Below are 23,197 nucleotides of genomic sequence, written 5' to 3'. Positions count from 1 at the left end.
CACCTTTTTAGAGTGTAATATTGCAATGCAAATGGTTAGGCTGCGATAGAATTGAAAGGTAAGGATCTGACATGCAAATGAAAACTAAGCGTTTAGAAAACAATATATCCAGATGAAAAAATTTGGCTTAATAGGGTACCCATTAGCACACTCTTTTTCACAAAAGTACTTTACAGAGAAATTTGAGAAAGAGGGTTTTGAAGATTGTGAATATGAAATATTTCCAATGCAAAACTTAAGTGAATTGCCTGAGTTGATTAAAACCCATCCCGATCTTTGCGGGCTGAATGTAACTGTTCCTCATAAAATCGGGGTGATCTACTACCTGGATAAACTGGATCCTGCTGCCAAAGCGATCGATGCAGTTAACTGTATAAAGATTGTTAATCAGCATCCGGTTGAAGCGTTTTTTTCAGGAGAACTGTCAACTTTAAAAGTGCGGCTGGAAGGATATAACACCGATGCATACGGTTTTGAAACTTCTTTAAAGCCTTTACTGAAAAAGCATCATTCCAAAGCGCTGATATTAGGCGCCGGTGGCGCCGCCAGAGCGGTGGCTTATGTGCTGCATAAGTTAGGGATCTCGTTTAAGCATGTTTCTCGCAGATCTAATAAAAAGCAGCTCAGCTACGAACAAGTGAATGGTGATATGATAAAAGAGTGTACTCTGATTATTAATACGACTCCTGTTGGTACTTTCCCTCATATAGAGGAGTGCCCGGATATTCCATACGAATCTCTTACTCCTAAACATCTTCTTTACGACCTGGTCTATAATCCCGTGGAAACTGAATTTTTACGCCGCGGTAAACAACACGGTGCTGCGATAAAGAACGGTTTAGAGATGCTTCATCTTCAAGCTGAGAAATCCTGGGAAATCTGGAACACCTGATGAAGCGATTATTATCTCTTTTAGGATTGGTGCTGTCTTCTACGCTGTTCATTTCGTGTGGAAATGATTATAGCCCAAAGCCAAGGGGATATTTTAAAATAGACCTTCCAAAAAAAGATTATCAGCTGTATAACAGTGATTGCCCGTTTACTTTCGAGTATCCTGTATATGCTAGTATTGCTACTGACAACGCCCGTGATGCCCAGCCCTGCTGGAAAGATGTAGTGTATGCGGGACTCAATGGCCGCATACATTTAAGCTACGAACAGATCACTTCGAAGGCTCAGTTCAATCAGCTTACCGAAGACGCGCACACGTTTGTATTCAAGCACACCGTTAAGGCTACCGCTATTGATGAATCCATTATCAATATGCCCGAGAAGAGAGTGTATGGAATCTACTATACCATAGATGGAAATGCCGCTTCGCCGGTTCAGTTTTTCCTAACAGATAGCTCTAAAAACTATCTGCGCGGCGCGTTATATTTCCATGAACAGCCCCGTCTCGACTCTATTCAACCTGTGCTTGATTTTGTTAAAAAGGATATAGATGTAATGATCCGTTCCTTTAGATGGAAGAATTAGGGGAAGATGCTTTTACGGTACTTAGCCACAAAACGGTAAAAAGATCTGGCGAGCCATATGAAAGGTCGAACTCGAAGAAATGAAGCAAACGAGCTGCTCCAATGTCCGGTTTTTGACCATATTTCCAACATCGCGTCGGCCCCGCGCATCACTTGACCAAGCTCGTTAATAATATGGATCTGTTTCTCACAGTCTGCGGGATCAATTTGTGAATATTTGGCTAAAATCTCTGAACGTTGATAGGGCTCCAGTTGAAACTGGTTTTTATGATCTATTTTACTCAGCCAGCCTGTCACGCCGATACACATAGAGCAGTTGTTGTCATAGAAAACTATCGTTTGTTTCATTGGAGAAGCGAGACTTGAAATACAGATATTAGATCAAAGGTAGGCAATGACTGATGATTTGGCTGACGATTTAAAACCAAAGGGTTACTTTTGTCCATGATCCAGATTAAATCATTCGCCTGCAATCCTTATCAGGAAAACGCTTACCTGTTGTTCGATGAAACGCTGGAATGCGTGATTATCGACCCGGGAATGTATACCGGTGACGAACAGAATACAGTACTGAAGTTTATTGCTGAAAACAAGTTGAAGCCCGTGCTTTTACTGAACACCCATTGCCATATTGACCACGTACTTGGCAATAAATTTATTTATGACACCTATGGACTGTTGCCTCAGTTTCATAAAGGGGAAGAAATCCTGCTGAATTCTGTAGTGTCTTACGCTCCTTCAATGGGCATCCGCTATGAAGTATCCCCGTTACCTGAAGTCTATCTTGAAGAAAGCGGCACGGTTGAATTTGGTCACAGCAAGTTGCAGATCATTTTTGCGCCGGGGCACTCGCCGGCTCACCTTTGCTTCTATAGCCTGGAGGATAACTTCGTCATTGGTGGCGATGTCCTATTCTATCAAAGTATTGGCCGTACGGACCTTCCGGGCGGAGATCACGATAAGCTAATAAAGAATATAAAAGAGAAGCTTTTTGTATTGCCAGATGATTGCAAAGTTTATCCGGGACACGGGCCGTCAACTACGATTGGCTTTGAGAAAAAACATAATCCCTTTTTAAAGTAAATTATTCAACCTTATTAGCGACCGGCCACCGTAGAAAAACGTTAATACACAAATTTAAAACTTGATTGAGCCTACCAACAGAAAGTTCCGATGGAACATGTGTAGTTAAAAGGGATTATAAAAAATCTGATGGTGTCGGTTGCACAGAGCGGAAAGAAAGTAAAGCCAGATCCAGAAACACCATGAACTTGCAATAAATAGTATCTTAGCGACCTTCATGAACACCTCTGTTTATATTGCCAAACGTTACCTATTCTCTAAAAAATCGGTAAATGCCATAAATTTTATTTCCGGTATTTCTATGCTGGGGGTTTTTGTGGGTAGCGCTGCGTTGATCATTATTTTATCGGTGTTCAATGGCTTTGAGACTTTGGTGCTTTCCATGTACAATACCTACAGTCCGGAGCTGCGTATAGAGCCGTCTTCCGGAAAGACCTTTGATCCATCAGTAAAGATCTTTCAGGAAATTCAGAAGGACGATAGACTATTAAACTATACCGAGGTATTACAAGAGAAGGCGCTGCTGAGGTATGGAAGCGGTCAGTTTATAGGAGTTATTAAGGGAGTCTCCAGCGGTTTTACGGAGGGAAGAGACCTCGACAGCACCATATTAGAGGGAAACTTTATTTTGCAGAAGGATGGCGAAGATTATGCTGTCATTGGTTCGGCGGTGCAACGCTATCTGTCGGTTAATGTTAAAGACCCGTTGCGTAATCTAGAGATCTACTCGCCACGAAAGGGTGCTCAAAATTCATTGAACCCGGCTGAGGAGTTTAATATAACGTCTATCTATCCAACCGGCGTGATTCAGTCTCAACAAGAGCTGGATAATTTGGTGATTGTTCCCCTGGGTTTTGCAAGAGGCTTGCTAACTGAAGAAAAGAATGTGTCTTTCGTGGAGTTGAATTATAAACCCGAATCGCCCATCGAGAAAATTCAAAAGCAATTGGCCAAAAACCTGGGACAGGGCTTTGTTGTTAAAAATCGAGGTCAGCAGAATGAACTATTATATAAAATTCTCTATACCGAGAAACTGGCAATCTTCCTGATCCTAACCTTCGTGCTGATCATAGCAATCTTTAACATTATTGGTTCGTTAACTATGCTGGTGATTGATAAGAGGAAGGATATAGCGATCCTAAGCAGCTTAGGTGCAGACCAAAAGCTAATACGTGGAATATTTTTTACCGAAGGAATGATGATCGCTATGATTGGTTGCGTGGCCGGTTTGATAATGGGTTACCTGTTCTGCATCCTGCAGCAAACATTTGGGTTTATTAAAATGGGCGATTTTAACCTGATCACTGATTCATACCCGATAACACTTAAATGGCTTGACTTCATAATTGTATTCGGGACGGTTTCGATCATATCTATTCTTGCCTCTCTAATTTCGTCACGATTGAGCGTGCAGCATATACAAAACCTACGGGACGATCTTTAATATCCGGGTAACTCTTTTGGAGTTTGGGACTATGGGGATCCTGGATCTATAACACGGAGATCCTCCGGAGCTTTGTAGTTAAGCCTTACGGGCTAGGGACGCTTCCAGCCCGGATTTTAACCATTGGCAAACGATGTCAGGAAGTGCCCAAATAAAATGCTATTGAATTTGTTAGATGGAACTACAGTGAAGAAGTTTGGATAACCCTCGTAAAAAGCGGTAGGCCTTAAAGTTATTTCAGTAAATATATGCGTAGCTTCGTGTTTATAGCTAAATTTAATTAATGGCATTCAGCGTCGGAGAAGCTTCCTGATTGCAAAATGCTGCTATAAATATTTCCTTCCCACGAGGTAATTCTTTACATAATCTTCAATCCCCTGTTCAAGGCTATGAAAAGTTTGTGCATAACCGATAGATCGTAATTTTCCCATTTCAGCCTCCGTAAAGTATTGATAGGTTTCACGGATATCTTCAGGGGTAGGCACGAAAGTTATTTCGGGCTGCTTATCAAGAGCGGTAAAGGTGTTTTTTGCCAGATCTAGAAATGTACGTGCGGTACCTGAGCCAAGATTGTAGATCCCGGAGTCTTTACGGTGATGCATGAAGAAATACAAGACGTTAATGACGTCCTTAACATAAACAAAGTCACGCATCTGCTCACCATCGTTAAATTCTGGTTTATGAGATTGAAATAACTTCATTCCACCGGTTTTTTCGATCTGATTAAAGGTGTGAAATATGACCGAAGCCATTCGTCCCTTATGGTATTCGTTGGGTCCGTATACGTTAAAGAATTTAAGGCCGGCCCAAAAATATGGCTTGCGATCCTGCTGCAGAGCCCATTTGTCGAAGTCGTTTTTAGAATCTCCATAAGGATTTAAAGGTTTTAACGAAGGGATTTTAGCTTCGTTGTCATCGTATCCCTGTTCGCCTAAGCCATAGGTTGCTGCTGATGAAGCGTAAACGAAAGGCAGGCCGAACTCTATACAGATATTCCAGAGTTGCTTGGTATAATTAAGATTCAGCCGGTTAAATAATTCCACATCAAACTCAGTGGTATCAGTTCGGGCACCTATATGAAACACAAACTGGACATGCAACTGATTTTCGGGCAGCCATGTTGGGAAGTCATCGCGATGGACCTGCTTTGAAAATCTCTTACCCTCCAGGTTCTTGTTTTTTTCTGGATTTGAAAAATCATCCACTATGACCAGATCGTAGTAGCCCTCTTCATTAAGTTTTTGAATTAAACAACTTCCGATAAAGCCTGCGGCGCCTGTAATGATGATCATAAGTTTGAGATTGATTGCTCCTGATATGCTTTCCGGAGCGATTTGTACAATTATAAGAATAACTTTTCTTTTGGTTCAGGAATGACCTCCAGCTTAACTGCCCCGTCGAACAGGACGGATACAGCTTTCCGGCCTTCATCGCCCAAATCTACGGAGTACTGGTTAACGTAAAGTTCGATGTGCTTGTACATCACTTCTTCACTCATTTCCTGCGAATGCGATCGGATGAATTCTAAACCGGATTTAGGGTTTTCAAAGGCGAACTCAACACTGCGGCGGATTACCCGGTTTACTTTCTGTTTCAGTTTTTCCGGAAACTTTCGCTTTATCATAATCCCCCCTAAGGGTATGGGAGAACTGGTTAAGTCTTCCCAAAATTCCCCCAGGTCAAGAATCTTATGCAGACCTTTTTCCTGATAGGTGAACCGGTTTTCATGGATGATCAGACCTATATCGATCCGGGAAGCTATAACAGCATCTTCTATCTCAGAAAATAGCATCTCGGTTTTCTTTTTAGCCTCCGGATATGCGAGGCTTAGTAAGAAATTGGCGGTAGTATACTTTCCGGGAATACCGATGTTCAGTTCAGCAATATTTTTTAGCAGGTACGAGGAATCGGTGAAACGCTCATTTTTGCAAATAAGAAGTGGCCCAACTCCAAAGCCAAGGGCGCTTCCTGAATTTAACAAGACGTAATTGTCGGTTACATAGGCGTAAGCATGGTAGCTAAGTTTAGTAATATCCAGCTCCTGCCTGAGGGCCTTTTGGTTTAGGGTTTCTACATCATCAAAAAAAACCTGGAAATTTAAACCCTCGGTATCTATCTTATGGTGAATCAGGGCGTCGAATATAAAGGTATCGTTGGGACAGGGAGAAAAGCCAAGTGTAAGTTCCATTATAGTTTTGAATATGGAGATTTTAGTATTGAGAATAGGTTATGTTATATTAATGAGCAAGCATATCGGCCAGATAATCGTTCAGGTTTTTTACAGCAAGGGCAATATTCCATTTTTCTTTATTTCGCCGCTCAACATAGTTGGAGACTGAGCGAATTTGAATACATGGTGTGCCGGTGCGGTTGCAGGCATAAAAAAAGGCTGCACCTTCCATGCTTTCTACCTGGGCATTGAACCGGGCCAGTGTTTTGGCAATGGAATACTCGTTCCCATGGACTCTGTTAACCGTAATGGCCTTCACTTTTTTTAAGTTTTCGAGACCGATAAGCTGAAGGGACCCAGCCATGACGGTGCCACTATTTTGGAGATGGGTGATTTCTCCAAATCCAAGTTCTTTTAGAGATAGAAACTCTTCACCATCCTCGGCGCCTTGTTCGGCAAAGATGTCTTCGTTAATCAACACGACCTCGCCAAGGGCAATGTTGAAATCAAAGCTGCCTGCAATGCCTGCGTTAATTGCCAGATCATACTGGTTTGTCGCTAGTTTCTGTCCCAGTGCGAATGCTGTGGCCACCATGCCGACACCTGTTATCAGAATATCAATAGGGAGATTTTCGAAAGTTACCTGATCCTGATTGTTACGATCGCTAAACCGGTTAAGAAAAGGCTCAATTTCCGCGTGGGTTGCGGCTACCAAAAGAATCTTCATCAGGACATAAGTATTAAAATGGTTACCATTGATTTACACTTAAAGATCAAAGGTAATGACCTCTTCGGGATAGCTCTTAAAGCTGACGATTATTTTTGTCAGATCAGTTTAAAGTAATCAAGCAATATCAGCCTACAGGCATGTTGCGAGTTTAAGTATATTTGCTTTTTAATTTTTTAAACATGATTTATATTACCCGCAGAGAAAGATTTAATGCTGCGCATAAACTCTTCAGGCCGGAATGGACTGATGAGCAAAATCTTGAAGTCTTTGGAAAATGTTCCAATCCCAACTGGCATGGACACAACTATGAACTCTATGTTACTGTAAAAGGAAACATCAATCCTCAAACTGGCTTTGTAATTGATCTGAAAGAGTTGAAAGCCATTATTAGAAGTGAGATTACTGATGCGCTTGATCACAAGAATATTAATCTTGACGTTAATTTCATGAAAGGTAAAATGGCCTCAACGGAAGTTCTTGCGGTTGCAATTTTTGATCAGCTTAAGCCTCATATACTTAATCAGGGTGCGGAATTGCATTCCATTAAGTTGTTTGAAACTGAAAATAATTTTGTGGAATACCTTGGATAAGATTTTTGCTAAAGCACACTGATGAAAACCAACACACATGATCACTTCTCTGATGAGGAGCAGCTTGAGGGATATGTAAAGATTGACCGATATAACCCCGATAAGATCGCTCGGATTGCAGATCATTATACAGATATTCTCAGGGGCCTTGGCGAAGATCCTGAACGCGAAGGCCTGTTAAAGACGCCGGAGAGGGTAGCAAAAGCTCTGCAATTTTTGACTCATGGTTATGACTTGAAACCTGATGAAATATTGCGCAGTGCCATGTTTAAAGAGGAGTACAGCCAGATGGTTGTAGTGAAGGATATAGAAGTTTATTCTATGTGTGAGCATCACATGCTTCCATTTTTCGGAAAGGCCCATATTGCTTATATTCCGAATGGTCATATTGTGGGATTAAGTAAAATCCCCAGAGTAGTAGATGCTTTTGCCCGGCGCCTTCAGGTTCAGGAGCGACTTACCAATGAAATACGGGACTGTATTCATGATACATTAGACCCGGCGGGAGTGGCAGTGGTTATTGAATGCAGACACTTATGTATGTCAATGCGCGGCGCACAGAAGCAAAATTCGGTTACTACAACATCTGCATTTACAGGTGAGTTTGTAAATGAACCTACCAGAGCGGAGTTTTTAAGACTAATTACTGCCAATTTAAGTTAGATTTTGACTCCAGCCATCTATTTAAATAATTAAAGAACCAACCAGCAAAAGAATGAGAGCATACATCTTTCCCGGTCAGGGAGCGCAGTTTACAGGAATGGGTAAAGACCTGTATGATCAGTCAGAGAGAGCACGAGAATTATTTGAAACAGCAAATACAATATTGGGTTTCCGCATTACTGATATAATGTTTACGGGTAGTGATGACGAACTAAAGCAGACAAATGTGACTCAGCCTGCTATCTTTCTGCATTCTGTTATAATGGCTAAGGAGCTTGGCTCAAGGTTTAAGCCCGATATGGTTGCAGGTCATTCTTTGGGAGAATTTTCTGCCCTGGTATCTGCAGGAGCGTTATCATTTGAAGATGGGTTAAGATTGGTGGCTGCCCGAGCTAACGCTATGCAGAAGGCCTGTGAAATTCAACCATCTACGATGGCTGCTATTTTAGGATTGGATGACTACACAGTAGAAGACATTTGTCAGCGAATTAGCGAAATTGTCGTTCCGGCTAATTATAATTGTCCGGGACAGCTTGTTATTTCGGGAACAGTAGAAGGTGTAGATAAAGCATGTGAGCTAATGACTGCTGCAGGCGCAAAGCGTGCTATTAAATTAAATGTGGGCGGCGCCTTTCATTCTCCGTTAATGGAGGCCGCCAGGGTGGAGTTGCAGCAGGCTATTGAAGCCACGGAAATTAAGGAACCGGTATGCCCGGTATACCAGAATGTTGATGCGAAGCCATACAAAGATGTGGCCAGCATAAAATATAACCTGATAGCACAACTTACCGGAGCAGTACGGTGGACTCAAACCGTTGAGCATATGTTAAAAGATGGGGCAACCTCATTTACTGAAGTTGGACCAGGAAATGTTTTGCAGGGGCTGGTTAAAAAGGTTAATCGGACTATAGAAACTAATAGCGCTGTTATTTGATTAAATTCTGGATTTTATGCGCTGGGGCTCAATTTTTGAGCCCTTTTGTATTGTTGCTATTTTTACCTAAACGTTTATTGATTTGTCCGGAGCTTTAAAAATTCGCCTTCTGCTTTTCGTTCTGGCGCTGGCTTTTGCAGGCACCGCTTTAACTATTAATTTAACTTTCAATAAAGAGGAGATCCTGCACCAGGACTCTCGGACTATTCAGACACGCCTCCACGAAAAGGAAAGGTTTATCAAAGAGTTCATTAATAATCCTGTCATTTTTGATTCGTTAAAGACTCTTCATCAGAATCCTGCATGGGCTCAAAGTCTCATTCCAAAGTTTCAGGACGAAAGACATATCTACCTCCATACTTACTTAAACGGCAAATTATTATTCTGGATCGGCAATAATATACTCTTTGACTCAGATGCTGGCTTTAAGGAGGGCAGTACGTTCTTGACGTGGAAAAACGGCTGGTACGAGGCAATCAAGAAGACGGAAGGCGATTTTTCGGTCATGGCATTAATTCCCATTAAGTCGAATTATCCTTATCAGAACCAATATCTTGTAAATGAGTTTTCTAAGGATCTAATAAAAACAAATAAGCTGGACATTGCTTCAGTTAACGACAAACCGTCTTACAGTATTCGTAACAACGAGGGTAAATATCTCTTCTCTGTTAAGCTAAAACCGGAGGCGATTAGTAATTTCTACTCCGGTATGGAGCTATGGATGTTAATTCTGTCTATCGTTTGTACTTTGTTTCTTGTAAATCAAATCTGTACCTGGATTGCTTCTCGGGGGTACATTGTGCTCTCTATCTGTTTTCTGGCGTTTTTCTTATTGGGATTCAGGTTGCTGGATTTAGAAAATCCATGGTTCGATATTCATTTCACGCTTGATATTTTTCATCCAAAGCATTATGCTTCGAGCTATTTGTTCCCCTCCCTTGGCGATTTTCTGTTAAATGTTCTGGCCTTAACCTGGCTGATGAGTTATATCTACACTTATCGCAATGAGCTCAGACTTTCAGGAAGGTCGTGGCAACCCTGGGGCAACTATGCTGCATTTACGGTAATGCTTGGCATTACTTACTTGGGTGGGTTTGTAATTGATGAACTTTTGCATGGCTTAATCACCAATTCAAGCATAAGTTTTGATGTAAGTAATGTGCTTAATCTAAATTGGGTCAGCTGGGTCGGCCTGTGCATATTCTGTTTTTTAGCTTTGAATTTCTATTTGCTAATTGAGACGGGGCTAGCTATCACTGAAACATTATATCTCAGAAACAGAGAGCGTTTGACGATATTTTTGATTTTCTTGCTAATTGGCATTTTAAGCAGAATTTTTCTTGGAGGACCCGATTGGTTCTTCCTTTTCATTGCTCTGATAATATACCTTTCAGGCCTGGCTTATTATAGATATCGGAACCGGTTCCACTTAAGCATATTCATCTTCGTAATTCTGGTTTTCGCAACAGGCACCTCACTAAAACTTTCGGAGTATGAGCTTATTAAAGAGAATGAAGTCAGGAAACTTCTTGCCGAAAACCTCATCTCAACCGATGATCCGAATGCAGTTTTGTTATTCCTGGAGATTGAAGATCTCATATTGAAGGATAAGGCGGTTGTGGACTATTTTAAAAATCCCATTGCCAGTCATAATTCAATAAACAACCGGCTGCAAAGACTCTACTTTGCAGGGTATCTTTCCAGATATGATTTTGCATGTTTCGAATTTAGTAAAGCGGGTTACCTGTTAAAAGGTGATACTAAAGCATCACTTGGTTATTACAAGAATTTTGTACTATCGAATGCAGTGAAGATTTCCGATTATTTCTATCGCGTAAGCAACACCTTCGGTTATCAGAATTATTTCGCCCTTTTACCTATTGTGGATGGTGGCGAAACACTGGGCACCCTGGTGATTGAGCTAAAATCTAAAGAATTCGGTTTGGGAACAGCAGCTCCTGAACTGCTCGTGGATGGAAAAATAAAACAGGATGTTTCCCTTAAAGAATATTCCTATGCATACTATAACAACGGAAAATTAGCAAATCAATATGGCGATTTTGTATATAGCCTGAACGCAAATGACTTCAAAGCCAAGTTGCGTGACTTTGTGTTCGAACATAAAAAGGATTTGAATGGAAGAGAATATAGCCATCTCTCGTTTCAGCCTAATCAGCGCAAATTGATTGTAATAAGCAAGGAGGTGAACACCCTGTTAACTCAATTAGCGTCGGTCTCGTTTGTATTTCTAATCTTATTGTTATTTACCACCGCGATCTTTTTACTAAGATGGGTTTGGTTTAGTTTTTTAAATTATGATATCCGATGGCGGAACTTTCGCTGGAATTATCTCGTCACTTCAAACCGCATCCTGTACAAGACCCGTATACAGGTTTCGATGGTGGCCGCAGTTGTGTTTACGCTACTGATTACAGGCTTCATTACTTATCTGAACATTAAAGAGCAGTATCGCGAACAGCAGGAGAATGAAATTGTTGAAAAGGTCCGTAAAATAGCAAGCGGTCTGGATAAAACCGTATTTACAACCAACTCACTGAAGGCAGATGAGGAAGTTGAAACTGCTTTTATCCGTTTCTCTGAATTGAACGGAGCCGATTTGAATCTGTTCGATGTAAACGGAAGCCTGATACTTTCGTCACAGCCTAAGGTGTATGTAAATGGATTGATAGGACCTAAAATGAGTTCGACGGCCTACTTATATCTTAAATTGCTACAGAAGTCGGAATTTGTGAATGCTGAGAAGATTGGGAACTCGAGGTTCATTTCAGCCTATATACCAATACGGAACAATCAAAACGAGCCGATGGGCTATTTGGGGCTACCATATTTCACAAATGAACGCGATTACGAAGAGCGTCTGGGCGAATTTATTAATGCTCTTGTAAATGTGTATGCCTTGGTTTTCGTGGCCATTGGCTTTTTCGCAGTCTTTGTGGCCAATCGTATTACTAGTCCGTTAACCCTAATCCAGAAGAATTTAAGTGAGATTCAGATTGGCAGACGGAACGAGCCGATTGTTTGGAAACGCAATGACGAGATTGGCAATCTTATCAAGGAATATAATAATATGATCTCGGCACTGGAAGACAGCACTCAAAAGCTGGCCCGTTCAGAACGGGAAACTGCCTGGCGAGAAATGGCTAAGCAGGTAGCTCATGAGATTAAGAACCCTCTAACGCCATTGAAACTAGGTGTTCAATTACTTGAGAAATCCTGGAAAGAGAAGGATGTGAACTTTGATAAGAAGTTTGAGAAATTCAGTAAGTCATTTGTTGAACAGATTGAAAGCCTAGCCCATATTGCTTCCGAGTTTTCAAACTTTGCGAAGATGCCAGAGACTATTTTTGAGAAAGTATATCTTCCCGACATTTTGCAGCAGTCTATTGAACTCTATAGTCAGACTGACCATATTGCAATAACTTTTAGCAACAGCATTTCCGCTGGTAAATTTGTTCGAGGTGATAAGGATCAATTACTGAGATGTTTTAATAACCTGATTAAGAATGCAACCGAAGCACGGCTTGACGGACGTAAAGGCCTTATCAAAGTGCGTTTATATAATACTGGGAAGAATGCATTCATTGAGATTCAAGATAATGGAAGTGGAATTGAAGAAAGCTTAAGACCTCAGATATTCACGCCAAACTTTACAACCAAAAGTTCAGGTACCGGTTTAGGGCTTGCATTCGTAAAGCAGGCTTTGGAGAATATGGGAGGTAACATTAGCTACCGGACTGAAATAGGACATGGTACCACGTTTTATATCAACATCCCACTGGATTCGTAAGATATTGGATTAAAGAGTGCAATATTAAATACACCTATATCCGATGTATGGAAGTACCAAGATCAGACAATTCTCCAGAGGTTTTTGCCAATCAACAAATGGGTAATACACAAAAAGCATCCTGATTAGGATGCTTTCAGAAAGACTTGTTGTTGGTGTTTATCTGAGTGCAACGGTTCCGCGACCCATGCTATATCCATCGGCGTAAAGAACTACCGTATAAGTTCCTTTCTCGAAACTCCCCGGATTAGTCCAGTCAATTGAATAAACCTTACCGTCATTTGCAAATTCAACCGCAGTCTTATAAGTGTATTGCAATTCTTCGTCATCAGCAATAAACATAGATCCGTTGTCTGAGATCAATAAGTTTCCATTAGGATCGATGATACGCATATAAACATCGTGCATCCCTTTTTCTGCAATCGAGTTGTCGATAATAGAAAAGTTCACACGAAACTTCTTGGCAGTACTCGCCTTGGTTACGTCGGATTCTTTACCGTTATTCCGAACTCGTATAGGAGTTATAGATACATTCCCGGTTTTTAATGCTGCAGCTGCCTTAACTTTAGTGCTTAACTCTTCGTTAGCCTTCTCAAGATCAGTTGCCTTGCTGCTCACCGAATCAATTGTGGTCCTAAGGGTATTACGTTCGGTAGTTAATGCTGCATTCTGTTGCTTAAGTTCAGAAATATCAGCGGTATATTTGGTTACGAAGTATCGAAGCTGTTTAATGTCTTCCTGAGCTTTGGCCAATTGACCCTGGTTTAAAGTACCCTTTTTAAGGGCCGCCCTAAGTTCCGCAATTTTTGCTCTCGCAAGTTCCTGCTCATTTTGCATTTCCTCTGAAAGCTTAATGTTTGCACTATTGGAATTATCAAGTTCTGCTTCGATTTTGTCAATTTCAGTCTGCATCCTTGATTTCTCATCGCTTATGGTGACAATGCGCTCATTAGATTTTTTCTCTTTGAAAAACAAATAAGCGTTTGTGCCGAGGAGAGCCAGAATCACGGCAACTAAAAAGTAAATCTTGTTCGAATTTTTACGTGGTTGCTGTTCTGAATTTTCGTTTTCCATGCTTTTTTTGATGTGTTTAGATTAAATGTTAGCGATTGTTAAATTGTATTAATTAAACCTTGAACAGAAAGTTAGGTTTTTTTCAGCCAAATGATGAAAAAACTATAGATGGCGAGCAAAATTTAAACCATACATCTAACTTGGATTAATATCTTTTATTGCTGTCGGAGCCCTGCCGGTATACAAGTTTAATGTTTTTTAATTATTCTCTGCATATTTTTTGGGGAATTATGCACCGCCGTCGCACCGCTCAGCGTTTCTTATAGAAAGTAACGATGATAATTTTAAGTCATTATAGACTGTTAAAATACAACCCGCCTGCCCTTATTACTTTAGCTTAATGACCAATGGAGTATAAAAAAGGATTATTAGTTTTATGCGCCGAGTCGAATCGTTACCTTTGAAATTTGTTAATTGCTTATAATGATAAAACGATCTTTACTTCTAACATTACTCTTTTTCCTTTCAATCACTTCATTTGCACAGCTTCCTGCAGTCTCTCCCAAACGCGAATTTCGTGGGGTCTGGCTTGCGACAGTGGCAAATATTGACTGGCCTTCAAAGCCGGGTCTCTCCACAGAAAATCAAAAAAAAGAACTTCTCCGAATATTCGACGATCACCAAAGGAGTGGTATAAATGCCATTATGATGCAAATCAGGCCCTCTACTGATGCACTATATGGTAAAGGACGCGAAATGTGGAGTCGCTTCCTGACGGGAAAACAAGGTTTGGCACCATTGCCCTATTACGATCCCCTCGAATTTGCGATAGAGGAAGCTCATAAACGTGGAATGGAACTACATGCATGGTTCAATCCATACAGAGCCACTTTCGATCTTGTCGAGACTAATACAAACGCTCAGCATATAACTCGAATGAAGCCTGAGTGGTTCTTTACTTATGAAGGGAAAAAGCTCTTCAATCCTGGAATACCCGAAGTGCAGGAATATATTGTTCAAATAATAATGGACGTTGTTCGTAATTACGATATCGACGGTATTCATTTCGACGATTATTTCTATCCCTACCCGGACTCGAAAAACAGGCCTTTGCCCGATACCGAATCTTTCAATAAATACGGAGCTCATAAATTCACCAACATTGCTGACTGGAGAAGAAATAACGTGGATACCCTGATCCAGACCCTTAACGATAGTATTCACACTGAGAAAAGTTATGTAAAGTTTGGCGTCAGTCCCTTTGGTATATGGAGAAACTTGTCGCAAGATCCCGAAGGTTCAGAGAGCAACGGATTTGATGGATATGGTAAGCTTTACGCAGATGCCCGTAAATGGACCCAGGCTGGTTGGGTAGATTATATTAATCCGCAATTATATTTTCCATTCTTTTATAAGCTGGCACCGTACGAGAAGCTTTTGGACTGGTGGAGTAACAATACTTATGGGAAGCACCTGTACATTGGGCAGGCTGCCTATCGGGCCTCCGAAAACCGTGAGGGATGGAGGAATCGTCAACAGATACCAGACCAGATCAGATATCTTAGAAATAACACTCGTGTTCAGGGGAGCGTTTTCTTTAGTTCAAAATCTTTGTCAAACAATCTTGCCGGTGTTAATGACTCACTACGCGGTGATTTTTATCAGCACCCCGCCCTGCAACCCGCCATGTTATGGCTGGATGATGTAGATCCTAACCCGCCAAAAGAGGTGACAGCAACTGCTTTAAATGATTGTGTTGACATTCGCTGGAAAGCGCCATCACCAGCTTCAGATGGTCAAACAGCCTACGGTTATGTAATATATCGTTTTGCGGAAGGAGAGGAGATACGTACTAGTCAGGCGGCAAATATTTTGAAGATCTCCTTTGATTCTTCGAAAACCAGTTACTCAGACTTCTCTGTGTCATCTGGAACAAGGTATACCTACGTTGTTACCGCGATTGACCGCTTGAAAAACGAAAGTTTAAACTCCATGAAAGTGGGAATTCGAACTGGTGAAAGTGCCACGCAGGTTGCAGCACCAGCGGCCGCTGGCGAATAATTGCGCAGTTACGGCCAAAAAGACTCAAAGAAAAAGCCGGTGACATTTAATCATCCGGCTTTTACAAATAGAATTTCAGTAACTGATTAATTACTAGCGTCGGCCATTAACAGGTTGACGCTTATATTTTCGGCATTTTTCTTTTCTGCGAGTACGAATTCAATCTTCTTGCAGATCTCGTATTCTTCAAGGGCTTTAAACCGGTCAAGATCAAGCTGGATATCCTGCATACTCATTTCTGACATCATAGCTAAGAAATCTTCTTTAGCGAACCAACGAAAAGCCGTTATTGCCTGACTGGAAAACGAAAGAATTGAATGATTTAATTTTTTGATATTGTCTTGAGCGTTGTTATTTGACATTTGGTTTTTCGTTAGATGTTGAAAACGGTTTTTACGGCGTGGCTAATGCTTAGGTTTCATTTTTTGTCAGTTGTTTCTGCATAAACTCTAGTGGATTGTTATGCTAACAACATTCAATCGATTTTGTGATTCTACTATAGCGAAATTATTACATAAGGTTTCCATCGTATGTTTGCGACTTTAGAATCCAGACACCCTTACTTACAAACTTATTTTTTCTCAGGCAACAAGACCAACCGGATATAGTTATCACCGCTTAAATACTTATTAGCAGCTGCTTTCAAAGTTTCCGGTGTAATCTTCTTAATTGATTCTAAATAACCTAGAATTTGTTTAGGATCCTCGTTGTTTTGAATTTGTCCGGTCAGGTATCCCAACCAGAAGCCATTGTCTTTAAGCTGGATTTCTGTGCTTCGGCGCTCTTCCGCAATAAACTTTTCAATGTCGACAGCTTGCGCACCATTCTGTTTAATCTTATTGATCTCATCAAGTGTAGATGCGATGAGTTTGTTGACATTTTCCGGCCCACAACCAAATGAAATGTTGATCGAATAAGTCGCCTGCGGATATTTGCTATAGCTCGCCCGTGCACCAACTCCGTACACACCACCCTCGTCTTCACGCAGTCGCTCTATCAATTTAATCGTTAGCACTTCTGCCAGCGCATCCAGCTGGTTGTTGTTCTCTTCATTGTAGGTATAATCGCCACTGAATACCAGCCGCACATTTGCTTTTGGTTCCTGACCCTTTAATACAGTCTTTTCGATCTTACCTTTTGGAGTTTTAATACCCAGATCGCGCGGCTTATCATTGCGGCTGACTGACGGCAAGCTCCCAAGGTATTGTTCAAGTAAAGGTTTAATCTTTTCAGTTTCAAAGTTACCTACGAAGGTAAATGTGAAGTCGCCAGCATCAGCAAATCTCTCTTTGAAGATATGGTACGCCCGTTCCAGGTTGATCTGTTCCACCTTTTCAATGCTCGGCCCTGTACGACGAACATTATAATTGCCTAACACAGCTGCGACTGTATCAGCAAAAACACTATTCGGGTCGCTGCTGCGGTTCGCAAGATTACCTTTTAGCTGAGTGATATACCCTTTAAAGATTTCCTCATCCTTACGCGGACTTGTGAAATACAAGTAAACCATTTGTAATGCTGTTTCCAGATCCTGTGGATTAGTAAAGCCAACAATACTCTCACTTCTTTCATTTAGGCTGGGTTGAACTACTACTCTTTTCCCTGTCAATAGTTTGCTCAATTGGATGGAATTGAAATCTCCCAAGCCGCTGCGATTAATTATGGTCGAAGCATTTGAGGCCGATTGAAAGTCTGCATCACTGTATAATGAAGTTCCGCCCGGACTCACTGCGCTAAAACTGATCTCATCGTTTTTGAAGTCAGTAGGTTTTAGCATTACTTTAACACCATTGCTTAATGTTAATTCGGTAATGCCCAGTGCTGCAATTTTCTTTTCTCCGGTTACCTTTCCCGGTGCAGGCTTTGTGGAAAGCAATGGCTTATCCGACACCTGATCGACATAAGGAGTTATCTCATCACTGGCAACTTGCTTAATCCAGGCGTTCACAGTCGCTTCATCAGGCAATTTATCTTTGTCCTTTTCCGGACCCATAATAATTACATCACGATTGGTGTCGGTAATGTATTTTTTAGCAATTCCGTTCACCTGAGCTAATGTGATATCTGCAATATTCTTTTTATAAAAGTCATACTCATACTGAATGCCTGGACTTGCTTCACCTGTTAAAAAGTTTCTGAGGTATTCGTTTACAAAGCTCTCCGAATTGGTTTTATCTTTTTCTTTATAAGCTGATTCCTGACTGGTCATGAAAGCAGTCTTAGCGCGGTCCAACTCACTCTGCGCAAATCCGAAGCGCTTAATCCGCTCAGTTTCTTTCAAGGCCGTTTTAAACCCCTGCTCCAATTCTCCCGGCTTGGCAACTACGAATGTTGTTGCCGCGTCAAGCCCGGCAAGGAAGCCGCCGATGCTTGCACCTCCCTGTAAAAAAGGTGGGTCGGCCTGTTTGGTCAACTCACTGAACCGGGCTGATGTCATTTGATTGTACAAGGACCGGATCATGTTGTTACGCAGATCAGCCGTTGACTTAATAACTGTTTCAGGGTGCTTTATGATGATTTGCGCGACAGTAACAGGGAATTCTTTATCATAAACAACCGCAACTTGATTCTTATTTAATAAAGGTATATCATATTTAACTCGTTGACGCGGCTTAGCAGGCGCTCTCAGTGTAGAAAATTGTGTTTTGATCATCTGCTCTACTGCATTCACATCCACATCGCCAACAACGATCAGGGCCTGTAAATCTGGTCGATACCAATCAGTATGAAACTGGCGGAGTGTTTCAGTCTTAAAGTTCTTGAGAACATCCTCTGTGCCGATAGGCAAGCGGTTAGAGTAGCGCGAATTGTTAAGTAACATCGGCAGGTATTTGTCCTGCATCCGCTGAGTTGCGCCTTTTCCAAGCCTTTTTTCCTCCAGGACAACCCCGCGTTCTTTATCTATTTCCGCAACGTCTAACGTGACATCCTTTGCCCAGTCCCGCATAATCTGCATTCCATTTTTAAAAACTTCCGGATCATCGGTGGGAATTGGCAGCTGATAAACGGTTTCGTCAAAGCTAGTATATGCGTTCAGATCGGCTCCGAAACGAACACCAGCTTTCTGAAGATAACCTACTAGCTCATTTTTGGGAAAGTTCTTCGTGCCGTTAAAACTCATATGTTCCAGAAAATGCGCGAGGCCCCTCTGATCATCGTTTTCTACGATAGAACCGACTTTAGTGGCCAGGTACAACTGTGCCCGGTCTTTAGGTTCAATATTTTTACGGATATAGTAAGTGAAGCCGTTTGCCAGTTTGCCAATGCGAACGCTCGCATCCATTGGCAGTGGAGCAGTTACTTTTTTCTCCGTTATTGCTTTTGCTGTTCTCTTTTTTCTTGACTTAGATGTTTGGGCTACGGAGATCTCCGAAACCGAAAAAAGAATTGCAACTGAGTAAATGAGAATTTTTCCAGTTAATTTCATGAGAGATACGATAGTTATATTTTTTGAAGATAATGCGGTTTCATTAAACCTTAATGATGATGTTTCTCTTATACATTATCCATAAGATTAGTAGCCAAAATAGTATAAATGTTACAGCCCAGGCAAGGGAAGCATTCACGGGCGAGAAGTATGGCGCAAATAATGTTTTTTGAATCCATACTTGCGTCCCAACCTCTGTACCATCAGCCAGTTTTACTTTAATCATACTTAAAATACGTGGGATCAATCCCGACAGGAAAAATACAGTGATAGCATTTACACCGTATACAACAAAAACTTTGGTCCCTTTGCTGTACTTATGGACGTCTATAAGCCAGTAGCATAACGCAAAGCCCAGCGTCGCTAAACCTCCAGAATATAAAACATATGAGCTGGTCCACAAAGCCTTATTGATGGGGAAAAATAGATCCCAGATCAAGCCAAGGATAACTGCGAGCACACCAATTGTAAACATCCATGAAACTTTGACACTGTCCTCACGATCTTTACGTTTCAACCAGCTTCCTATAAGTACACCAAACAGACCGGTGGCAATTGCAGGCAAGGTGCTAAGAATACCTTCAGGGTCCCAGGTGCGGGATGACTTCCACAGATGGGCTTCGGTCAGAATAGTACGGTCAAGCCAGGCGCCCAGATTAGTTTCGGGCTCCAGATTAGGATAACCTACTCCGGGAACTGGGATAATCGTCATCATAAGCCAGTATCCAACCATTAGAACGGTGAAAATCCATAGCTGCTTTCTCCTGTTTGTCTTGATAAAAATAACAGCAGAAATGAAGAATACAACGGCAATACGTTGCAGCACTCCGGGTATCCTCACCGTCTTGAAAGCTTCGATTGGCTCAGTGAAAACCTTTGGGAAAAGTGATAGAAACAGCCCTAATCCAAACAGGATCAACGCTCTTTTTAATGCGGTAAGTATCAGTTTCGGGTGATCAGTTTGTACCTCTTTCTTTTTACCCAAAGCATAGGCAATTGATACCCCGACAATGAATAAAAAAAACGGAAATATAAGATCAGTAGGGGTACATCCATGCCATGCCGCATGTTTAAGCGGGGCATAAATATTACCCCAGTCACCGGGGTTATTTACCAGGATCATCGCTGCTACAGTAAAGCCGCGAAAAACATCAAGTGATAGAAGGCGGGTATTTTGATTCTTAAGTTTTGAGTTTTGAGTTTTAAGTTCTGACAGTGATACCTTAGTATTGGGTGTAGTCATGATTAAAGGGTTGTTGAACTAGTTCTGATTTTATTGATTAACGAAATTAGCATTTTCCGGAGTTCAACTATTTGATTGTTGAGCATATCAAAATCCGCTTGGTTTAAATAGAGTAATTCTTTAGATATAAGTAAACAGTTTTCAACTTCGCAAGTGGAACCAAGTGAAATTTGAAGAAAATTAGCAAAATCCTTGGGTGTATATTTCCCGCAGCCTCAGCAATATTGTTAGATATAGATATTACTGCCCGGCGTGCTTGGCTGGTTAGATTATATTTTTCTTCAGGTGGGAACAGTGCAGTTTGTTTATAAGTGTCAGAAATCAACTTTATTGATTTCTTCCAAACCAATAAATTTTTGAAATCTTGCATTTAATGGGTTTGGGTTGATTGCACTAAAGCTGCGATTTTTAATTCAAAAATAAAAGACCATCGATGACGGCCTTTATTTTTGAACAACGCATATTAATAATATTACTTTTCACACTTATTCCACTTAAAACTCATTCATTGAGTCTACACTTAAAACTCCTTCCTCAAAACTTGTACCGCACGAAAGCTTCCATTGCTTCATATTCGGCCATGCCGAGCTTATCATAAGCCCGGGCGGTCTCGCGTGTCCGGTCTTCGGCCCGTACCCAGAACTCGCGGGCATCATCGCCCGGAAACACAGGCCGGTCTTTCTGCGACTGGTGTTTAAAGATGGCAAAGCGCTTGCGTTCAACCTCCTGCGGCGAGAGCGGTACGGCCATCTCGATTTCATGAGTTTCGAATTCGTGCCAGGCGCCGCGGTACATCCACAGCCAGCAATCCTTGATCCAGGGCTCGTCTTTTAAGCGCGCCAGGGCCTGCAGAATGATGTCAAAACAAACCTTGTGCGTGCCATGGGGATCGGCAAAGTCACCCGCGGCAAAGATCTGGTGGGGCTTGACCTTTTGCAGCAGGTCTACCGTCATCTGGATATCGGTTTCGCTGACCGGGTTTTTCTGGCTTTTCCCTTTTTCGTAAAAAGGCAGGGCCATGAAGTGGATCCGCTCATCGCACAGGCCGGCATAGCGGGCTCCGCTGATGGCTTCGCCCTTGCGGATCAGGCCCTTGACCGTTTGAATCTCTTTGGTGTCGATCTGGTTGGGCTGCTTGCTTTCGATAAAGGAGCGCATGCCGGCGTACAGCTCTTTCAGCTTGGTGGTGTCCAGGTCAATGGCCTCACTGAAGTCGGTCACGAACTCGACAAAGCGTAACACCTCGTCGTCCCAGACAGCCGTATTGCCGGAGGTCTGGTAGGCCACATGCACTTCGTGCCCCTGGTCGACCAGGCGAATAAAGGTGCCCCCCATCGAGATAACGTCATCGTCCGGGTGCGGCGAAAAGATGATCACCCGCTTGTGATCCGGCAGGGCACGTTCAGGACGCTGGCTATCGTCGGCGTGAGCCTTGCCGCCCGGCCAGCCGGTGATGGTGTGCTGCACCTTATTGAATATATGAATGTTGATTTGGTAAACGGGACCTTTCTCGGTGGCCAGTTCGGCCATGCCATGGTTGTTGTAATCTTCTTCGGTCAGTTTCAGGATGGGCTTATTCAGGTAATTGGAGAGCCAGATGACCGCCTTTTTGATCAGCGGATCGGTCCAGGTGCAGTCCTTGACCAGCCATGGGGTATCAAATCGCGTTAGTTCGGAAGCGGCATCCTGATCCAGCACAAACTCCACGCTTTCCGACAACTGCAGGTAGGTGGCCGGTACGTCCGAAGAGATCTCCCCTTCCACTGCCTTTTTGATGATGGTTGCTTTCTTGGCATTCCAGGCCATCAGGATGATCTGCCGTGCCTTGAAAATGGTGCCGATGCCCATGGTGATGGCCTTGGTCGGCACGTTGGCTTTACCGCCAAAGTCGCGCGAGGCATCCCGCCGGGTCAGGTCGTCCAGGGTCACCAGGCGGGTGCCCGAGTTGGGCGCCGAGCCGGGTTCGTTAAAGCCGATGTGTCCGGTACGGCCAATCCCCAGGATCTGCAGATCCAGCCCTCCGTAGGAAGTGATCTTCTTTTCATAGTCGAGACAGTAAGCCGGGATGTCTTCCAGCTTCAAAGTGCCGTCCGGAATATGGACGTTGGCCATATCGATATCAATATGGTTGAACAGGTTTTCCTTCATGAAGGTCACGTAGCTCTGCGGCGAGTTGGGCCGCATCGGAAAGTATTCGTCTAGGTTGAAGGTCACCACGTTACGAAAACTTAAGCCTTCTTCGCGGTGCAGGCGAACCAATTCCTCGTACATCCCGATGGGCGTGACCCCGGTAGCCAAGCCCAGCACGGCATTTTCACCGGCTGCTTGTTTGCGAATGATCAGATCGGCAATGCGCCGGGCCACCCGGCGGGCGGCAATGTGCTGATCGGGAAAAACGGTTACAGGTAATTTTTCAAAGCGGGTTTCTTCCAGCAGATTTAAACGGGCCATATTTAATTCAGGATGTGGAGGTGAATGGCAAATATAGGTACAAAATTGAAATGGGCATATCAAGCTGTTTTATAGACGGCTTTAACGGGTATGTTTCTAACGAT

Annotated in this window: 18 protein-coding genes and 1 pseudogene; 9 read left to right on the top strand and 10 right to left on the bottom strand. The window is 42.4% G+C overall.

From position 1 onward, the window contains the following. Positions 1-112: 112 nt before the first annotated feature. Both AC1MCB_RS14650 and gldD read left to right on the top strand, forming a co-directional pair. On the top strand, positions 113-892 hold the full coding sequence (locus tag AC1MCB_RS14650) for a shikimate dehydrogenase family protein (RefSeq protein WP_479965450.1): 780 nt from the start codon (positions 113-115) through the stop codon (positions 890-892). After that, a complete protein-coding gene (gene gldD, locus AC1MCB_RS14645; protein ID WP_479965449.1) occupies positions 892-1,476 on the top strand; it encodes a gliding motility lipoprotein GldD in 585 nt (194 codons plus the stop codon). Before AC1MCB_RS14650 ends, gldD begins: the two co-directional genes overlap by 1 nt. On the opposite strand, the gene AC1MCB_RS14640 is transcribed toward gldD, so the two are convergent. Then, positions 1,473-1,823 (bottom strand): thiol-disulfide oxidoreductase DCC family protein, encoded by a 351-nt coding sequence (locus tag AC1MCB_RS14640; protein ID WP_479965448.1) that lies wholly within the window; start codon positions 1,821-1,823, stop codon positions 1,473-1,475. The genes gldD and AC1MCB_RS14640 overlap by 4 nt on opposite strands. 96 nt (positions 1,824-1,919) lie before the next feature. On the opposite strand from AC1MCB_RS14640, the gene AC1MCB_RS14635 reads away from it, so the two are divergent. Together AC1MCB_RS14635 and AC1MCB_RS14630 are read left to right on the top strand one after the other, a co-directional pair. Continuing rightward, a complete protein-coding gene (locus AC1MCB_RS14635) occupies positions 1,920-2,558 on the top strand; it encodes an MBL fold metallo-hydrolase (RefSeq protein WP_479965447.1) in 639 nt (212 codons plus the stop codon). Between the two features lie 217 nt (positions 2,559-2,775). Continuing rightward, positions 2,776-4,002: an FtsX-like permease family protein gene (locus AC1MCB_RS14630; RefSeq protein ID WP_479965446.1), complete on the top strand. Its 1,227-nt coding sequence runs from the start codon at positions 2,776-2,778 to the stop codon at positions 4,000-4,002. Positions 4,003-4,328: 326 nt separating this feature from the next. Here AC1MCB_RS14630 and rfaD read toward each other — a convergent pair whose 3' ends face one another. From rfaD to mqnB, 3 genes are read right to left on the bottom strand one after another with little or no spacing between them, the layout of a single operon-like run. Then, positions 4,329-5,294: an ADP-glyceromanno-heptose 6-epimerase gene (rfaD, locus tag AC1MCB_RS14625; protein WP_479965445.1), complete on the bottom strand. Its 966-nt coding sequence runs from the start codon at positions 5,292-5,294 to the stop codon at positions 4,329-4,331. A gap of 50 nt (positions 5,295-5,344) precedes the next feature. Further along, positions 5,345-6,190, bottom strand: a complete 846-nt coding sequence (locus AC1MCB_RS14620; RefSeq protein ID WP_479965444.1) for a menaquinone biosynthesis family protein — start codon at positions 6,188-6,190, stop codon at positions 5,345-5,347. A 49-nt stretch (positions 6,191-6,239) separates the two neighbouring features. Next, the gene (gene mqnB / locus AC1MCB_RS14615) at positions 6,240-6,899 is read right to left on the bottom strand and encodes a futalosine hydrolase (RefSeq protein ID WP_479965443.1); all 660 of its coding nucleotides are present in this window, start codon (positions 6,897-6,899) and stop codon (positions 6,240-6,242) included. Between the two features lie 182 nt (positions 6,900-7,081). On the opposite strand from mqnB, the gene AC1MCB_RS14610 reads away from it, so the two are divergent. From AC1MCB_RS14610 to AC1MCB_RS14595, 4 genes are all read left to right on the top strand, one after another. Continuing rightward, the gene (locus tag AC1MCB_RS14610) at positions 7,082-7,492 is read left to right on the top strand and encodes a 6-pyruvoyl trahydropterin synthase family protein (RefSeq protein WP_479965442.1); all 411 of its coding nucleotides are present in this window, start codon (positions 7,082-7,084) and stop codon (positions 7,490-7,492) included. 21 nt (positions 7,493-7,513) lie between these two features. Continuing rightward, positions 7,514-8,155 (top strand): GTP cyclohydrolase I FolE, encoded by a 642-nt coding sequence (folE, locus tag AC1MCB_RS14605; protein WP_479965441.1) that lies wholly within the window; start codon positions 7,514-7,516, stop codon positions 8,153-8,155. 52 nt (positions 8,156-8,207) lie between these two features. Then, positions 8,208-9,089 (top strand): ACP S-malonyltransferase, encoded by an 882-nt coding sequence (gene fabD, locus AC1MCB_RS14600; RefSeq protein ID WP_479965440.1) that lies wholly within the window; start codon positions 8,208-8,210, stop codon positions 9,087-9,089. 82 nt (positions 9,090-9,171) lie between these two features. After that, on the top strand, positions 9,172-12,897 hold the full coding sequence (locus AC1MCB_RS14595) for a sensor histidine kinase (RefSeq protein ID WP_479965439.1): 3,726 nt from the start codon (positions 9,172-9,174) through the stop codon (positions 12,895-12,897). Positions 12,898-13,056: 159 nt separating this feature from the next. Here the strand turns inward: AC1MCB_RS14595 and AC1MCB_RS14590 are convergent, their stop codons facing one another. Beyond that, on the bottom strand, positions 13,057-13,971 hold the full coding sequence (locus tag AC1MCB_RS14590) for a hypothetical protein (protein WP_479965438.1): 915 nt from the start codon (positions 13,969-13,971) through the stop codon (positions 13,057-13,059). Between the two features lie 423 nt (positions 13,972-14,394). On the opposite strand from AC1MCB_RS14590, the gene AC1MCB_RS14585 reads away from it, so the two are divergent. Beyond that, on the top strand, positions 14,395-15,972 hold the full coding sequence (locus AC1MCB_RS14585) for a glycoside hydrolase family 10-like protein (RefSeq protein ID WP_479965437.1): 1,578 nt from the start codon (positions 14,395-14,397) through the stop codon (positions 15,970-15,972). Positions 15,973-16,058: 86 nt separating this feature from the next. Here AC1MCB_RS14585 and AC1MCB_RS14580 read toward each other — a convergent pair whose 3' ends face one another. The 5 genes and pseudogenes from AC1MCB_RS14580 to nagB all read right to left on the bottom strand — a co-directional run bounded on the left by AC1MCB_RS14580 (position 16,059) and on the right by nagB (position 23,093). Beyond that, a complete protein-coding gene (locus AC1MCB_RS14580) occupies positions 16,059-16,334 on the bottom strand; it encodes a hypothetical protein (protein WP_479965436.1) in 276 nt (91 codons plus the stop codon). A gap of 209 nt (positions 16,335-16,543) precedes the next feature. Beyond that, a complete protein-coding gene (locus AC1MCB_RS14575; RefSeq protein ID WP_479965435.1) occupies positions 16,544-19,399 on the bottom strand; it encodes a M16 family metallopeptidase in 2,856 nt (951 codons plus the stop codon). A 43-nt stretch (positions 19,400-19,442) separates the two neighbouring features. Beyond that, a complete protein-coding gene (locus AC1MCB_RS14570; protein ID WP_479965434.1) occupies positions 19,443-20,642 on the bottom strand; it encodes an acyltransferase family protein in 1,200 nt (399 codons plus the stop codon). Positions 20,643-20,644: 2 nt separating this feature from the next. Beyond that, positions 20,645-21,012: pseudogene (locus AC1MCB_RS14565) on the bottom strand (four helix bundle protein). A 164-nt stretch (positions 21,013-21,176) separates the two neighbouring features. Further along, complete coding sequence (gene nagB / locus AC1MCB_RS14560) at positions 21,177-23,093, bottom strand: glucosamine-6-phosphate deaminase (protein ID WP_479965433.1); 1,917 nt, start codon at positions 23,091-23,093, stop codon at positions 21,177-21,179. Between the last annotated feature and the right edge of the window lie 104 nt (positions 23,094-23,197).

The sequence above is a fragment of the Daejeonella sp. AP26 genome (assembly GCF_056680515.1).
Note: the sequence above shows the minus strand (reverse complement) of the source record. Positions and strands in the feature narration are given on the sequence as shown.

Excerpts from the sequence above, each read along its gene's own strand:
- AC1MCB_RS14630 (WP_479965446.1), top strand. The coding sequence starts at position 2,776 with ATGAACACCTCTGTTTATATTGCCAAACGTTACCTATTCTCTAAAAAA.
- gldD (WP_479965449.1), top strand. The coding sequence starts at position 892 with ATGAAGCGATTATTATCTCTTTTAGGATTGGTGCTGTCTTCTACGCTG.
- AC1MCB_RS14575 (WP_479965435.1), bottom strand. The coding sequence starts at position 19,399 with ATGAAATTAACTGGAAAAATTCTCATTTACTCAGTTGCAATTCTTTTT.
- AC1MCB_RS14590 (WP_479965438.1), bottom strand. The coding sequence starts at position 13,971 with ATGGAAAACGAAAATTCAGAACAGCAACCACGTAAAAATTCGAACAAG.
- AC1MCB_RS14570 (WP_479965434.1), bottom strand. The coding sequence starts at position 20,642 with ATGACTACACCCAATACTAAGGTATCACTGTCAGAACTTAAAACTCAA.
- rfaD (WP_479965445.1), bottom strand. The coding sequence starts at position 5,294 with ATGATCATCATTACAGGCGCCGCAGGCTTTATCGGAAGTTGTTTAATT.
- nagB (WP_479965433.1), bottom strand. The coding sequence starts at position 23,093 with ATGGCCCGTTTAAATCTGCTGGAAGAAACCCGCTTTGAAAAATTACCT.
- AC1MCB_RS14620 (WP_479965444.1), bottom strand. The coding sequence starts at position 6,190 with ATGGAACTTACACTTGGCTTTTCTCCCTGTCCCAACGATACCTTTATA.
- AC1MCB_RS14650 (WP_479965450.1), top strand. The coding sequence starts at position 113 with ATGAAAAAATTTGGCTTAATAGGGTACCCATTAGCACACTCTTTTTCA.
- AC1MCB_RS14580 (WP_479965436.1), bottom strand. The coding sequence starts at position 16,334 with ATGTCAAATAACAACGCTCAAGACAATATCAAAAAATTAAATCATTCA.
- AC1MCB_RS14585 (WP_479965437.1), top strand. The coding sequence starts at position 14,395 with ATGATAAAACGATCTTTACTTCTAACATTACTCTTTTTCCTTTCAATC.
- mqnB (WP_479965443.1), bottom strand. The coding sequence starts at position 6,899 with ATGAAGATTCTTTTGGTAGCCGCAACCCACGCGGAAATTGAGCCTTTT.
- AC1MCB_RS14610 (WP_479965442.1), top strand. The coding sequence starts at position 7,082 with ATGATTTATATTACCCGCAGAGAAAGATTTAATGCTGCGCATAAACTC.
- folE (WP_479965441.1), top strand. The coding sequence starts at position 7,514 with ATGAAAACCAACACACATGATCACTTCTCTGATGAGGAGCAGCTTGAG.
- AC1MCB_RS14635 (WP_479965447.1), top strand. The coding sequence starts at position 1,920 with ATGATCCAGATTAAATCATTCGCCTGCAATCCTTATCAGGAAAACGCT.
- fabD (WP_479965440.1), top strand. The coding sequence starts at position 8,208 with ATGAGAGCATACATCTTTCCCGGTCAGGGAGCGCAGTTTACAGGAATG.
- AC1MCB_RS14640 (WP_479965448.1), bottom strand. The coding sequence starts at position 1,823 with ATGAAACAAACGATAGTTTTCTATGACAACAACTGCTCTATGTGTATC.